The organism is Comamonas sp. DB36 (assembly GCF_057914905.1).
On sequence record NZ_CP196631.1, the window covers coordinates 4,286,338 to 4,299,534 of the forward strand.

13 protein-coding genes are annotated in these 13,197 nt (G+C 67.9%); 9 read left to right on the plus strand and 4 right to left on the minus strand.

Going from position 1 to position 13,197, the window contains the following annotated elements; genetic code table 11:
• Complete coding sequence (locus ACSVDO_RS20065; protein WP_332539121.1) at nucleotides 1–921, plus strand: phosphoribosylaminoimidazolesuccinocarboxamide synthase; 921 nt, start codon at nucleotides 1–3, stop codon at nucleotides 919–921.
• Nucleotides 922–1,189: 268 nt separating this feature from the next.
• Here the strand turns inward: ACSVDO_RS20065 and ACSVDO_RS20070 are convergent, their stop codons facing one another.
• Nucleotides 1,190–2,146, minus strand: coding sequence for a tetratricopeptide repeat protein (locus ACSVDO_RS20070; RefSeq protein ID WP_332539119.1), 957 nt, complete (start codon nucleotides 2,144–2,146; stop codon nucleotides 1,190–1,192).
• A gap of 92 nt (nucleotides 2,147–2,238) precedes the next feature.
• Here ACSVDO_RS20070 and purE point away from each other — a divergent pair, with 92 nt between their 5' ends.
• Genes purE through ACSVDO_RS20090 form a run of 4 tightly spaced genes read left to right on the plus strand, consistent with a single transcriptional unit; the run spans nucleotide 2,239 to nucleotide 5,928 of the window.
• Nucleotides 2,239–2,736 (plus strand): 5-(carboxyamino)imidazole ribonucleotide mutase, encoded by a 498-nt coding sequence (purE, locus tag ACSVDO_RS20075; RefSeq protein WP_332539130.1) that lies wholly within the window; start codon nucleotides 2,239–2,241, stop codon nucleotides 2,734–2,736.
• Entirely contained in the window at nucleotides 2,733–3,911 is a 1,179-nt protein-coding gene (locus ACSVDO_RS20080) for a 5-(carboxyamino)imidazole ribonucleotide synthase (RefSeq protein ID WP_332539117.1), read from the plus strand. Before purE ends, ACSVDO_RS20080 begins: the two co-directional genes overlap by 4 nt.
• A 14-nt stretch (nucleotides 3,912–3,925) precedes the next feature.
• Entirely contained in the window at nucleotides 3,926–4,918 is a 993-nt protein-coding gene (locus tag ACSVDO_RS20085; protein ID WP_489594249.1) for an L-threonylcarbamoyladenylate synthase, read from the plus strand.
• A 53-nt stretch (nucleotides 4,919–4,971) separates the two neighbouring features.
• Nucleotides 4,972–5,928: an SGNH/GDSL hydrolase family protein gene (locus tag ACSVDO_RS20090; RefSeq protein ID WP_332539114.1), complete on the plus strand. Its 957-nt coding sequence runs from the start codon at nucleotides 4,972–4,974 to the stop codon at nucleotides 5,926–5,928.
• 47 nt (nucleotides 5,929–5,975) lie between these two features.
• Here the strand turns inward: ACSVDO_RS20090 and ACSVDO_RS20095 are convergent, their stop codons facing one another.
• Together ACSVDO_RS20095 and dacB are read right to left on the minus strand one after the other, a co-directional pair.
• A complete protein-coding gene (locus ACSVDO_RS20095) occupies nucleotides 5,976–7,517 on the minus strand; it encodes an alpha/beta hydrolase family protein (protein ID WP_489594251.1) in 1,542 nt (513 codons plus the stop codon).
• 62 nt (nucleotides 7,518–7,579) lie between these two features.
• Nucleotides 7,580–9,046: a D-alanyl-D-alanine carboxypeptidase/D-alanyl-D-alanine endopeptidase gene (gene dacB / locus ACSVDO_RS20100; RefSeq protein WP_442881531.1), complete on the minus strand. Its 1,467-nt coding sequence runs from the start codon at nucleotides 9,044–9,046 to the stop codon at nucleotides 7,580–7,582.
• Nucleotides 9,047–9,194: 148 nt separating this feature from the next.
• On the opposite strand from dacB, the gene tsaB reads away from it, so the two are divergent.
• From tsaB to corA, 4 genes are all read left to right on the plus strand, one after another.
• Nucleotides 9,195–9,881, plus strand: a complete 687-nt coding sequence (gene tsaB, locus ACSVDO_RS20105; RefSeq protein ID WP_489594254.1) for a tRNA (adenosine(37)-N6)-threonylcarbamoyltransferase complex dimerization subunit type 1 TsaB — start codon at nucleotides 9,195–9,197, stop codon at nucleotides 9,879–9,881.
• Nucleotides 9,878–10,363, plus strand: a complete 486-nt coding sequence (gene rimI / locus ACSVDO_RS20110) for a ribosomal protein S18-alanine N-acetyltransferase (RefSeq protein ID WP_332539111.1) — start codon at nucleotides 9,878–9,880, stop codon at nucleotides 10,361–10,363. Before tsaB ends, rimI begins: the two co-directional genes overlap by 4 nt.
• Nucleotides 10,354–11,151, plus strand: a complete 798-nt coding sequence (locus tag ACSVDO_RS20115) for a uracil-DNA glycosylase family protein (RefSeq protein WP_332539110.1) — start codon at nucleotides 10,354–10,356, stop codon at nucleotides 11,149–11,151. The genes rimI and ACSVDO_RS20115 overlap by 10 nt, the downstream gene beginning before the upstream one ends.
• A gap of 234 nt (nucleotides 11,152–11,385) precedes the next feature.
• Nucleotides 11,386–12,372 carry a magnesium/cobalt transporter CorA gene (corA, locus tag ACSVDO_RS20120; protein ID WP_332539109.1) on the plus strand — a complete coding sequence of 329 codons (987 nt, stop codon included), beginning with the start codon at nucleotides 11,386–11,388 and terminating at the stop codon, nucleotides 12,370–12,372.
• A gap of 64 nt (nucleotides 12,373–12,436) precedes the next feature.
• Here the strand turns inward: corA and ACSVDO_RS20125 are convergent, their stop codons facing one another.
• Nucleotides 12,437–13,168, minus strand: coding sequence for a 5'-methylthioadenosine/adenosylhomocysteine nucleosidase (locus tag ACSVDO_RS20125; protein ID WP_489594257.1), 732 nt, complete (start codon nucleotides 13,166–13,168; stop codon nucleotides 12,437–12,439).
• Nucleotides 13,169–13,197: the final 29 nt, after the last annotated feature.

Genomic DNA, 13,197 nt, shown 5'->3' on the forward strand with positions numbered 1-13,197 from the left:
ATGAACCAGTCCAGCCTTTCCGCTCTGCACACCTCTGCCCTGACTTCGCTGCCCCTGCTGGCGCGCGGCAAGGTCCGCGACAACTACGCCGTGGGCGACGACCGCATCCTGATGGTCGCCAGCGACCGCCTGTCGGCCTTCGACGTGATCATGGGCGAGCCCATTCCCGGCAAGGGCGTGCTGCTGACGCAAATGGCCTTGTTCTGGTTCGACAAGCTGGGTCACATCTGCCCCAACCACCTGACGGGTGAATCGCCCGAGAGCGTGGTGACTCCGGCTGAACTGCCCCAGGTGCAAGGTCGCTCGATGCTGGTCAAGCGCCTCAAGCCCATCCTGGTCGAAGCCGTGGTGCGTGGTTACCTCGCCGGCAGCGGCTGGCAGGAATACCAGGCCACCCAGTCGGTCTGCGGCGTGCCTCTGCCTGCCGGCCTGACCAATGCCGCCAAGCTGCCCGAGCCCATCTACACGCCCGCGGCCAAGGCCGAAATGGGCGACCATGACGAGAACATCACGTTCGAGCGCACGGTCGAAATGGTCGGTGTGGAACTGGCCACGCGCATCCGCGACCTGAGCATCCAGATCTACAAGGAAGCCGCGGCGATCGCGCTGACCAAGGGCATGATCATTGCCGACACCAAGTTCGAGTTCGGCCTGACCGACGACGGCGAACTGGTGCTGATGGATGAAGTGCTGACGCCCGACAGCTCGCGCTACTGGCCCGTCGAAGGCTATGCCGACGCGCTGGCCGCAGGCACCAACCCGCCGAGCTACGACAAGCAGTTCGTGCGCGACTGGCTCGAACAGGCCAAGGTCAACGGCAAGGCCTGGGACAAGACCGCGCCCGCACCGCGCCTGCCCCAGGAAGTGATCACCAAGACCGCGGCCAAATACCGTGAAGCCTTGGATCGCCTGACGGCCTGATTCTTCCTGCGCGTCTCAATGAACCGGCCCTTGTGGCCGGTTTTGCTTTTGTGGTTTTTTGAGGGCAGGCCGTTCATCCTTCGAGTTCAGGATCAGGGCTCACAGGGGTTTTCCGAGACACGGGTGAAGTCGACCGTTAGCGAGCGCCCGCCGCCCCGTTCGTGGTGAGCTTGTCGAACCATGAACGGCCGTTTTCATACCTGGAGCGCAGGCCGTGCATCCTTCGACGCGGCCGGCGAGGCAAGCTCAGGACGAACGGGGCAAGAGATCAGTTCAATGCCATGCTCAGCTTGCGCCGATAGCTGTTGAGCATGGCCGTGGTCTCGTCTTCCTGGTGCGCCGACTTGCCCATCAGCTCGATGCCGCCGGCGGTCTTGCCCGGCACGCTGGCGTCGGCCTTGGGCTTGGCTGGCGTCAGCAGCTCGAGCACACCGACATACAGCTTGCGCGCCGCGTCCTGGTTCCAGGTCTTGTCGCGCATGATGATCTCGAGGAGTTCGTCCATGGCTTCGGTCCACTGGCCTTCGGCGACCAGCACCCGGGCCTTGTCGAAGCGGGCTTCGAAATCGCGGCGGTTGGCGGCGATCAGCGCGTCGAAATCCTCGAGCGGCCAGTTGCCGCGCTCGTTGGTGTCGACAAACTTCAGCGCGTCGAGCCAGCGCGACAGCGCGTCGAAGCGCAGCGCCAGCGGAATGCGCTTGAGCGGCTCGCGCAGCAGGGCCTCGGCTTCCTCGAAGCCACCGGTGGCGATCAGCAGGCGCAGGTAATCGAAGCGCGCATCGTCATTGCCCGGATCGGCGGCCAGCGCATCGGCGAGCTTTTGCAGCGCCGCGCCGGTGTCGCCGGCTTCGAGCAGCTGCTGGGCTTCGTCGACATCGGATTCGGCCGCGAGCGTGGCTTCGGAAGGCAGGTGCTTGTCGAGGAAGGCGCGCAGCTGGCCTTCGGACTGGGCGCCCATAAAGCCGTCGACAGGACGGCCGCCCATCATCAGTACGCAGGTCGGCACCGAGCGGATACCGAACATCCCGGCGAGCTGCTGCTCCTGGTCGGAATCGATCTTGACCAGCTTGAAACGGCCGGCATAGTCGACCTCGAGCTGGTCGAGCAACGGGCCCAGGGTCTTGCAGGGACCGCACCAGGGGGCCCAGAAGTCCACCAGCACAGGCACGTCCATCGAGGCGGCAACCACCTCGGCTTCAAAATTTTCTATAGTGACATCGATCATGGCGCGAAGCCCTTTGACGGGCCGGTGGATAAGGGAAAAGTAAAATCACGGGTTCCACTTTGGACGGCGGCTGCACAGTCGCCCCGCTTGACATGAAACCCATTCAAATCGGCGTAGTCATGGGCTCCAGCAGCGACTGGGACACCATGCAACACGCAGTGCAGATTCTCCAGCAATTTGGCATCGCCCATGAAGCGCAGGTCGTCTCGGCGCACCGCATGCCAGATGATATGTTCGCCTATGCCGAAGCGGCTGCAGGCCGAGGCCTCAAAGCCATCATCGCCGGTGCGGGTGGCGCAGCCCACCTGCCAGGCATGATCGCGGCAAAGACCCCGGTGCCCGTGCTGGGTGTTCCGGTTGCCAGCCGCCACCTGCAAGGGGTCGACTCGCTGCACTCCATCGTGCAGATGCCCAAGGGCGTGCCCGTGGCAACCTTCGCCATCGGCCAGGCCGGCGCGGCCAATGCGGCGCTGTTTGCGGTCGCACTGCTGGCCAATGAAGATCCGGCACTGCGCGCCAAGCTCGAAGAATTTCGCGCAGAGCAGACCGCCGCAGCGCGCGCAATGACCTTGCCGCCGGTGGCGGCATGAGCGCGGCAAGCGTGGTGAATGCGCCGATCCTGCCCGGCGCCACGCTGGGCGTGCTCGGCGGCGGCCAGCTCGGACGCATGTTCGTGCATGCGGCGCAGTCCATGGGCTATTTCACGGCCGTGCTCGACGCCGACCCGACCAGCCCCGCGGGCCTGGTGAGCCACCACCATGTGCGCTCGGGTTACGAAGACCCTCAGGGCCTGGCCGAACTGGCCCGGCTCAGCGCGGCCGTGACCACGGAGTTCGAGAACGTTCCCGCGGCTGCATTGCAGACGCTGGCGCTGACCCGTCCGGTCGCGCCCGCGGGCGAAGCCGTGGCCATCGCCCAGGACCGGGCAGCCGAGAAAGCGCATTTCTTGCGCTGCGGCGTGCCCTGCGCGCCCTATGCGGAAATCACCACGCCCGCGGAGCTCGCGGCCGTGAGCGCCCATTTGCTTCCCGGCATCCTCAAGACTTCGCGCATGGGCTACGACGGCAAGGGCCAGGCGCGGGTGCGCACCGCCGCCGAACTCGCCGCCGCCTGGGACGACATGGGCCGCGTGGCCTGCGTGCTGGAAAAGATGCTGCCGCTGGCGCATGAATGCTCGGTCATCGTGGCGCGCGCACGCGACGGCAAGATCGTCAATCTGCCGGTGCAGCGCAACCTGCACCGCGACGGCATCCTGGCCGTAACCGAAGTTTATGAAGGCAATGTGCCGGCCACGCAGGCGCAGCAGGCCGTGGCCGCGGCCCAGTCGGTGGCCCAGGGCCTGGACTATGTAGGCGTGCTGTGCGTCGAGTTCTTCGTGCTCGAGGACGGCAGCCTGGTGGTCAACGAGATTGCACCGCGCCCGCACAACAGCGGACATTACAGCCAGAACGCCATGGACGTCTCGCAGTTCGAACTGCAGGTGCGCTGCATGACCGGCCTGCCGCTGGTGCAGCCGCGCCAGCACAGCGCCGCCGTGATGCTCAACCTGCTGGGCGACCTGTGGTTCAAGGACGCGACGACGGCCAGCACGCCGGCCTGGGATCAGGTGCTGGCCCTGCCCGGTGCACACCTGCACCTCTACGGCAAGGCCGAAGCCAAGCCCGCACGCAAGATGGGCCATCTGAACATCACGGCCGCCACGCCCGAGCAGGCGCGCGCCGTGGCCTTGCAGGCCGCTGCCATCCTGGGCATAGCGCCCTTCTGAGCCAAGGGCCCGCGATGATCCTCCCAGGGAACCTGCCCGCATCCATCGACGAGGCAGCGCATGCGCTGCAGCGCGGTGCGCTGCTGGGTCTGCCGACCGAAACGGTCTACGGCCTGGCCGCCGACGCCGACAACGACGCGGCCGTGGCCGCGATCTTCGCGGCCAAGGGCCGGCCCAGCAACCACCCGCTGATCGTGCATGTGGCCGATGCCGCGGCCATCACGCGCTTCGCCAAGGAAGTGCCACTGTTCGCGCAGCAGTTGATCGACGCGTTCTGGCCCGGCCCGCTGACGCTGATCCTGCCGCGCCGCGCGGGCATGGTTGCGGCAGCCACGGGCGGCCAGGACAGCGTGGGCCTGCGCTGCCCCTCACATCCGGTTGCACATTCGGTGTTGCAAGCCTGTGCGCAATTGCAACCACCTGTGTGGGGCGTGGCCGCGCCCAGCGCCAATCGCTTCGGCCGCGTGAGCCCGACCACGGCCGCCCACGTGCAAAGCGAATTCGGCGACGATCTGCTGGTGCTCGATGGCGGCGAATGCGAAGTCGGCATCGAATCGACCATCGTCGACTGCACGCGCGGCGTGCCGGTGCTGCTGCGGCCCGGCGCGGTCTCGCGCGCCGACATCGAACGCGCCTGCGGGCTGCGGCCGCTGTCGAAGGAAGAACTGCCGGCCCATACGCCGCGCGCCTCGGGCACGCTGCTCGCGCATTACGCGCCCGACGCCAAGGTCAGGCTGATGGATGCCCAGCAGCTGCAGTCCGGGCTGAACCTGCTCGGCAACGACGCCGCCCATCTGGGGGTGTATGCTCGGAGCCCTTTGCAGGTGCACTCTCAGGTGGAACTGCGCCGCATGCCCGAAGATGCCACCGCCGCAGCACAGGAGCTGTTCTCCATGCTGCGTGAATTCGACACTGTTGGCGTGCGCCTGCTCTGGATCGAAACACCGCCTGCCACGCCCGCGTGGGAAGGCGTGCGTGACCGCCTGCAGCGCGCCGCGGCCGCCTAGGGCCTGGCCCGCGCCTCGTTAAACTCTTGTCCATATCCCTTCTGGAGAATCTCATGGCAGCAAATTGGATGCGTCGGACCGCTTTGGTCACCGCCTGTGCAACGGCGGTACTGCTTGCGGCCTGCGGCTCAAGCACCACGGAATCGGCGATCACGCCCAGCCGCTTCATCGCCTTCGGCGACGCCACCGCCGATGCCGGCCAGAGCGGCAACAGCTACACCGTCAACAACGGCTCGGTGAACAACTGGACCCGCTATGTAGCTGCCCAATATGGCCTGGACCTCAAGGCGTCCAACCAGGGCGGTCTCAACTACGCCTTCGGCAACGCACGCATCGCGGCCACGCCCGACGCCGCCGGCAAGTCCTCGACGCCTACGCTGGCGGCGCAGATCGACACCTTCCTGGCTTCGGGCAGCGCGCTGCAGAAGAACGATGTGGTGCTGCTCAGCGCCGGCGTGAGCGACATGATCGTCGGCCTGTCGGCCGTGATCGCTGGCACGCAGACTGCGGCCCAGTTCGAATCCTCGGCACGCGCACTCGGCACGCAGTACGCCGACCAGATCCGCCGCCTGACCAACGCCGGCGCCAAGCAGGTGGTGTTCTCCGGCACCTATGACCTGGGCAAGTCGCTCTGGGCCATCGAACGCGGCCAGGTTGCCGCCGCCGAAGCCGCGAGCAAGGCTTTCAATGAAGGCCTGCTGATCGGCCTCAACGACCTGGGCAACTCCGTGCTGTACGTTGACCTGGCCTACTACGTCAATCTGTACACCTTCTCGCCCAGCTCCTACGGCTTCTCGAACGCCACCACGCCCGTGTGCACTTCGGTGGATTCGGGCCCGGGCATTGGCATTGGCAGCGGTCAGATCAACTCCGAGAAGTGCACGGCCTCGACGCTGATTGCCGGCGCGAATCCTGATGTCTACCTGTTTGCCGACAAGGTCTACTTCACTCCCGCAGCCTACCGCCAGTTCGGCACCTACGCCTACGACAAGCTGCGCGTGCGCTGGTAAGAAGCCCCGCATCGCTGCGCGCACCAACCGACCTGCGGGTCGGTTTTTTATTGCCCGGAAGCGATGACGCGATCGAAGAAGCCGCGCGCCGCGAGGTGGCAGAACGGCGGCACCAGCACGCCGTGGTACAGCGTCAGCGTGGCCGCGGGCCCGCCCTGGGCCGTGGCCCCCGCCTTCGACAACGCGAATCCCGCCTTGACTGCGGCGAACGGGTCGTCGACGCCGCTCACGGGCGCATCGACATCGAGCACGCTCAGCAGGCCGGGCGCCATGGCCGCGGGTGACGGCGCCGACCAAAAGGCCTGCATCACGCCCGTATTGAGGCCGAAGAACACCGTCGGGTCGGCCTGGCCGCCGCACAGCAGCAGGGGCCGCGCGGGCACCCAGTCGCGCAGGTCGTTCGCCCTGAGCGCCTGGCGCATCGGGTGGCCGGGCGCGGCCGCGGGCCGGCCCGTGGTCCATGCGGGCACCACGCCGTCGGGCCGTGCGGCCGCATCCTGCAGATAGGCCAGGCGCTGGCCATTGGCCACGAGATGGTCCAGGCCAAAGCCCAGCGCGAACAGCGGCGCCTGCGCCGGCGGTGTGGTCGGCGGCGTGATGGCTTCGAGGCCGGGCGCGGGCGCGCTGCTGCTGAACAGCGCGCTGACCGGCAGCCGGCCCTGGGCCCAGAGCGTGGCCAGCGGCACTTCGGCCGGCAGCAGCGTCGCCATATGCGGCGCATAGCGCGGTGCATAGACTTCATCGGGCTGACGGTAGAGATTGCCATAGGCCTGCTGATAGGCGGTCACCAGCAACGGCGTGAACACCGTGCTGCCCAGCGGCACGCGGCCCAGGAAAATGGCCTCGCCATAGCTGGCCAGGGCATAGGGCCCGGACATGGGCGCCGACGCCGTCACGCGCTCGCCTGCGGCCTGCAGCGCGCGCTGCGTCGCCAGCGCCACATGGCCGCCCTGGGAATTGCCCGAGAGCAGCAACTGGCCGCTGTCGCGCGCCGAAAGCGCGGGCAGCGCCTGGCGCGTCGCCGTGAGCGCGTCGATCATGTCCTTGGACTGCTGGTCGGCGACGAGATAGGGGTGATAGGGCAAGCGCGACCGGTCATAGCCCGCGTAGTTGGGCGCGACGACGATGTAGCCATGCGCGGCGAAGGTCGCCGCGAGCTGCAGCCCGGAAGCCGCGCCGGGAAGGGCCAGGTCGCTGATCTCGGCCTGGTTGTAGGCGCGCTGCGGGTCGGTGCCATGGCCGTAGAGCAGAATGGGCCGCGGGCCCGAACAGGCAGCCTCTTCACCCCGGGGCAGCATGAGCGCCGCCGTCGCGTTGGTGGCCTCGTCCCTGGCGCCCACCGTGTGGTATTCGATCGAGTGCACCTGCACGCCGCAAACCGGTGCGCCGGCCACTGCGAGCATCTCCCGCCCTGTCGGCGTGGCCGAAAGCTGGGCGCCCAGATCGGGCGCCGATGCCGCAAAAGTGCGTGGCGGCGGGTTCTGCAGCAGCGCGCCGCGCGCGCCGCCGGGGTCAGGGTCATTCGCGCCGCCACAGGCCGCGAGTGCCGCGGCAACGATCGCCGCCATCCAGATTGCTGTCGATTGCATCCCCATGCTGCGCCTCCTGATTGTGGTTTGACGGTCCGCCAACACGACGGCCCGTCACCACCTTATCGGGGCGCGAGGTCGGCGACCACCCATTCCACCAATGCGTCCAAGGCCGGCCGTGCGGCCGCCGCTCGGCTGTCGTTGACCAGCGCGACCAGCACATAGCGCCGGCCGCTGGCCGCATGCACATAGCCCGCGATCGCCGATGCATCGCGCAGACTGCCGGTCTTGAGGTGGGCCTGGCCGCTGGCGCGCGCCTGGTTGCGGCGCAGCGTGCCGTCCACGCCGAGAACCGGCAGCGAAGCGAGGAACTCAGGCATCACGGGCGAGCCCCAGGCAACCTGCAGCATGCGCCCCAGGCCCTGGGCCGTGACGCGCTCCTCGCGGCTCAGCCCCGCGCCGTTCTCGACGATGGGCAAGGCCTGGGCGCCGACCCTGCGCTGCCACCACTGGCGCAGCGCGGCCTGCGCGCTGTCCCAGCTGCCCACGCCGTCACGCTGGCGGCCCATGGTCAGGAAAACCTGCTGCGCCATCACGTTGTTGCTATATTTATTGATGTCCCTGACAACCTGGGACAGCGCTTCCGACTCGATCACCATGGCCGGCTCCAGCCCCTGCGGCACGCGGCCGTCGCGCACCCCGCCGCTGAGCTGGCCACCGAGTTCGCGCCACATGCCCTCAATGGCCCGCGCCGCGAACTGCGCGCCGTCGACCGGTGCCACGGCCCAGTTGCGCGCACCGCAGGCGGCCGGATAGCTGCCCGCGAAGTCCATGCGCCCGGGAGCCTCCAGACTGGCCTGCAGGCGCAGATGCCAATCGCCGCAGGGGGTTCCTTCGGGCGCGAGCGGCACGCTGGGCTGCAGCGCCATGCCGGCCAGCGGCGGGTCGTACTGGATGCGTGCCAGCCCCCCCTTCACATCCGGAAGAAAACCCATCACCAGCGACTTGTAGTTGACCAGCAGCGCATCGGGCGACACGTTGTAGGGGCGCAACGGCTCGCCATCGAACAATGCCGGGTCGTGCGCGGCCAGCGCAAACGCCGAGCGGTCAAGAATGATGTCGCCGTCGATCGCGCGCACGCCCATGGCCTGCAGCCGGCGCAGCGCCAGCCACAGCCGCTCCATCACCAGCCGCGGATCGCCCTGGCCCTGGATGTAGAGCGGACCGCGCAGCACACCGGCCTGCAACGGACCGCCGAAGTAGAACGGCGTGCGCCAGGTATAGGCCGGGCCCAGTTGGTCCAGCGCAGCAAATGTGGTCACGAGCTTCATCACCGAAGCGGGGTTCATGGGCCGCTCGGGCTGCCAGGCCAGGCGCGGCGCCGCGCCTCTGGCCGCCTCGACATCCACCACCAGCACCGACAGCGCGTCGGACGGCAACTGGGCTCGCGCCAGCGCGGCCGTGACCGCAGGCGGCAGGGCCGGCTGGGCCTGGGCGCTGCTCCACAGCATCAGGGACAGAGAAATACCAAGAACGGCGCGCGCGCGCTGAGGAGCGCGCCAGCGCGCCAGGACAAACTGCAAAGACATGCCGACCAGTTTAGGGCCTGCCACGCGCCGCGCTGGCGGCGGGCTTTAGCGGCGCGACGCGCAAGGAGCGCCGCCGGCACCGATAATCGAGGGCTTGCGCAATTGCGCGTGGCCGCCCACGCCTTGCCGCCCTCTACGGCACTCCCCCATGAACCTGCTTGCCTTCGATACCAGCACCGACACCCTTTGCATTGCCGTCCAGCGCGCCGACGCGCTCTGGCAGCACCGCGGGCCCGGCGGCGCGCAATCGTCGGCCCAGCTGCTGCCGGCCATCCGCCGGCTGATGGACGAAGCCGGCCTCGAGTTCAAGGCGCTCGACGCCATCGTCTTCGGCCGGGGACCGGGCTCGTTCACCGGGCTGCGCACCGCCTGCGCGATCGCGCAAGGGCTGGCGTTTGGCGCGGATGTGCGCGTGCTGCCCGTCGATACGCTGCTGGCCGTGGCCGAGACCGCGCGCGCCGAACATGGTTGCTGCGATGTCTTGGCGGTGCTCGATGCGCGCATGAACGAGGTCTATCACGCGCCCTACAGCTACCGTGATGGCGTCTGGCAGGCCGCCGGCGATGCCGGCGTGTGCGCGCCCGAAGCCCTGCAGGTGCCTGCGGGCTGGAGCGTCGTCGGCAACGCCCTGGCCGCCTATGGCGAGCGCCTCGCTCCGGAGGCCCTGCATCTGGCTGCGCTGCCGACCTCGGCGGCGCTGCTGCGCCTGGCGCCCGCGCTGCTCGCAGCACATGGCAGCCTGCCGGCAGCGGCGGCACTGCCCTTGTATATTCGGGACAAAGTGGCGCAAACTACGGCTGAACGTGCCGCTGCACGCCTTGCCGCCACACCATGAGCCCAGCCAGCCAGCCAGTCCCCCAGGAAGCCATACGCTTTGCGCCCTTGACCGCAGCCTGGCTCGATGTCCTGTTGCCGATCGAAAATCAGGCCTACAGCCACCCGTGGACGCGCGGCAACTTCATTGACGCGCTGGCCGCGGGCTACGAAGCCCAGATGCTGCTCGACGCCGATGACCGGTTGCTGGGCTACTTCGTCGCCATGACGGTACTCGACGAAGTCCATCTGCTCAACCTCACGGTCGCGCCCGCCCACCAGGGCCAGGGCTGGGCCAGGATCATGCTCGACGGCCTGGCGCTGTGGTCGCGCCAGCGAAAGGCGATCTGGCTGTGGCTCGAAGTGCGCGCGAGCAACGCGCGCGCGCGCGGCATCTACGAAAAGCACGGCTTCCAGCAGATTGCCGAACGCAAGAACTATTACCCGGCGGCCGACGGCCAACGCGAGCACGCCATCATCATGAGCCGCAAGCTATGGCCCTGAATCTCGACGCGCGCCAACGCGCCATGCTGCAGGAAATGGGCATCACGGTCTGGCAGCCCGCGCCGCCCGAAGCCGCACCCGCGCTCGCTGCCGTGGCAGAACGTCCCGCGCCGGCACCCGTGGCCCAGCGCCCGCAGCCTGCGCCGGTGATGCCACGCCCCGCGGCCCCGGTCCGGCCCGCGCCAGCCCCGCAGCACGCGCCCGCGAGCGAAAGCGCCGCGGCCGCGGGTTGGCGCCTGCACCCTGCACGCCCGGTCTATGGCCCGGGCACCCATACCCAGAATACCCAGGACCCTGCCGACGGCGGCTGGCTGATCCTGCTCGAACACCCCACGGCCGTGAGCCTGGCCGCTCCTGCCGCCGCACCCGAATCCACGGGTACGGTGCTCGAAGGCGATGCCGCAAGGCTGCTCGACAACATGCTGCGCGCGCTGCGCCTGCACCGGCATCCGCGCGTGTGGAGCGCGGCGCTGGAACGCGACGGCGCCCAGGCATCGGCTGCGGCTGCTGCAGGCGACTGCGCACCGCTCGACTCCGGTCTGCAGGCGATGGTCAGGCAACTGCAGCCCGCGCGCATCCTGGTGCTGGGCCTGGCAGCGGCGCGCGCCGTGCTGGGCCGCAGCGATGCGCTGGGCCGGCTGCGTGCCGAGCCCCATCAGGTCGCGGGCCTGCCGGCGGTGGTCACCTACGACCCGAGCTACCTGCTGCGCGCCGCGCATGCCAAGCCCGCGGCCTGGGCCGACCTGTGCCGTGCGCAAATGCTGGGACAGACCATTACGCCGCGATGAAATCCGCGCCTGCACCCTTTCGGCGCGGGCTTTTCTGCGCCGCGCCGCACGTGCGCAATGCCATAATTCCCCACTTCAAGATAACTGGAGATCGCTCCGTGGAAACCTACCCTAGTTGGTAGCTTTCAACTCCCATCGTATTTGCCGTTCGCGCCTGCTGCGCGCGCCGCTGCGGGGGTTGAAAGCATGACCTCTTTCACCGCCGCACGACGAAAAATGACATGGGAGTGAGCAATGCTCAACATCTTTACGTTGGCCAATGGCCGCCTGGTGCAGGAAGAAATCGACTCGCTCGAGGACCTGGCCAAGTTCCAGCCTATCTGGGTCGACCTTGAATCGCCTACGCTCGAAGAAAAGCGCTGGATCAAGCAGCACTACGGTCTGTCGATTCCAGAAGACGCGATGGACGAAGACATCGAGGAATCGGCGCGCTTCTACGAAGAAGACAATGGCGAGCTGCATATCCGCAGCGACTTCTTGATCGATGACGACGAAGACCCGCGCTCGGTGCGCGTCGCTTTCATCCTGAACCAGCACAACGCCGAGCTCAAGAGCCGCGGCGTGCTGTTTTCCATCCACGACGAAGATGTGCCGGTGTTCCGGCTGCTGCGCATGCGCGCGCGCCGCGCGCCCGGCCTGCTCGAAGATGCCAAGGAAGTGCTGCTCAAGCTGTTCGACGCCGACGCCGAATATTCGGCCGACACGCTCGAACGCATCTACGATGCGCTTGAAAAAGTCAGCACCCAGGTGCTGTCCGGCGAAGTCGATGACGCACGCGCCAGCGAAGTGCTGTCGGCCATCGCCCACCAGGAAGATTTGAACTCGCGCATCCGCCGCAACGTGATGGACACCCGCCGCGCCGTGAGCTTCATGATGCGCAGCAAGATGCTCAACGCCGAGCAGTTCGAGGAAGCCCGCCAGATCCTGCGCGACATCGAATCGCTGGACAGCCACACGGCCTTCCTGTTCGACAAGATCAACTTCCTGATGGATGCGACCGTCGGTTTCATCAACATCAACCAGAACAAGATCATCCGCATCTTCTCGGTGGCCAGCGTCGCGCTGCTGCCGCCCACGCTGGTCGCCAGCGCCTACGGCATGAACTTCAAGTTCATGCCCGAACTCGACTGGACGCTGGGCTATCCGTTCGCGCTGGTACTGATGGCCGCCAGCGCCGTCGGGCCGATGCTGTACTTCCGCAAGCGCGGCTGGCTGAAATAACCCCGCCTGTGCATGCAGGGCTTCGACAAGCTCAGCCCGAACGGTGCTTGTGCTGCGCGGAGGTTCAAAGCCGCTGCAGGAACCCCGTAAGAATTTGCTGCGCGTAGCGGCTGGCGACATTGCGCACGAAGTCGGCGAAGTCGACCGACGCACTGTCGTCGGCGCGGTCGGAGATGGTGCGCATGGCGGCGAACGGCACGCCGTAGTCGTGGCAGGTCTGGGCCACGGCCGCGCCTTCCATTTCGACGGCCAGCACGGAATGGCCCGCGGCCTCTAGCCCCGAGCGCAGCGCCTGGGACGCGAGCGCCGTGCCGACGAACTGGTCGCCGCTGACCACCAGGCCCTGGTGGGCGCGCGCCGCGTGGCCCACGCAGTCCTGGCTGGCCGCATGCAGCGCGGCGCTCATCACCGGATCGCAGGCCAGACGCGTGCGGCCATAGCCGGGCAGCTCCCAGCGCGGGAACAGCGGAGACGCGTCGAAATCATGCTGCAGGTATTCGCTGGCCACAACCACGTCGCCGACCTGCACGCCCGCGCCCACGCCGCCGGCCACGCCGGTGAAGACGATGCGCGTGACGCCGAAGCGCTCTATCAATGCAGCGGCCGTCGTGGCGGCGGCGACCTTGCCTATGCCCGAGAGCGCGCAGACCAGATCATGGCCGGCGCCCGCTGCGTCAGCCTGCCAGCGGCCCTGCCAGAACTGACGGCCCGCATGCCGCGTGCCGCGCACGCCTTGCAAACTCTCAACCCAACCGGCCTGCTCTTCGGGCAAGGCGCTCAAAATGGCAATCGTCATGTGTATCCAGGCAACCGCCGTGTGCGGCA

Excerpts from the sequence above, each read along its gene's own strand:
- dacB (WP_442881531.1), bottom strand. The coding sequence starts at position 9,046 with ATGTCTTTGCAGTTTGTCCTGGCGCGCTGGCGCGCTCCTCAGCGCGCG.
- corA (WP_332539109.1), top strand. The coding sequence starts at position 11,386 with ATGCTCAACATCTTTACGTTGGCCAATGGCCGCCTGGTGCAGGAAGAA.
- rimI (WP_332539111.1), top strand. The coding sequence starts at position 9,878 with ATGAGCCCAGCCAGCCAGCCAGTCCCCCAGGAAGCCATACGCTTTGCG.
- ACSVDO_RS20080 (WP_332539117.1), top strand. The coding sequence starts at position 2,733 with ATGAGCGCGGCAAGCGTGGTGAATGCGCCGATCCTGCCCGGCGCCACG.
- ACSVDO_RS20095 (WP_489594251.1), bottom strand. The coding sequence starts at position 7,517 with ATGCAATCGACAGCAATCTGGATGGCGGCGATCGTTGCCGCGGCACTC.
- ACSVDO_RS20090 (WP_332539114.1), top strand. The coding sequence starts at position 4,972 with ATGGCAGCAAATTGGATGCGTCGGACCGCTTTGGTCACCGCCTGTGCA.
- ACSVDO_RS20070 (WP_332539119.1), bottom strand. The coding sequence starts at position 2,146 with ATGATCGATGTCACTATAGAAAATTTTGAAGCCGAGGTGGTTGCCGCC.
- ACSVDO_RS20115 (WP_332539110.1), top strand. The coding sequence starts at position 10,354 with ATGGCCCTGAATCTCGACGCGCGCCAACGCGCCATGCTGCAGGAAATG.
- ACSVDO_RS20065 (WP_332539121.1), top strand. The coding sequence starts at position 1 with ATGAACCAGTCCAGCCTTTCCGCTCTGCACACCTCTGCCCTGACTTCG.
- ACSVDO_RS20125 (WP_489594257.1), bottom strand. The coding sequence starts at position 13,168 with ATGACGATTGCCATTTTGAGCGCCTTGCCCGAAGAGCAGGCCGGTTGG.
- purE (WP_332539130.1), top strand. The coding sequence starts at position 2,239 with ATGAAACCCATTCAAATCGGCGTAGTCATGGGCTCCAGCAGCGACTGG.
- tsaB (WP_489594254.1), top strand. The coding sequence starts at position 9,195 with ATGAACCTGCTTGCCTTCGATACCAGCACCGACACCCTTTGCATTGCC.
- ACSVDO_RS20085 (WP_489594249.1), top strand. The coding sequence starts at position 3,926 with ATGATCCTCCCAGGGAACCTGCCCGCATCCATCGACGAGGCAGCGCAT.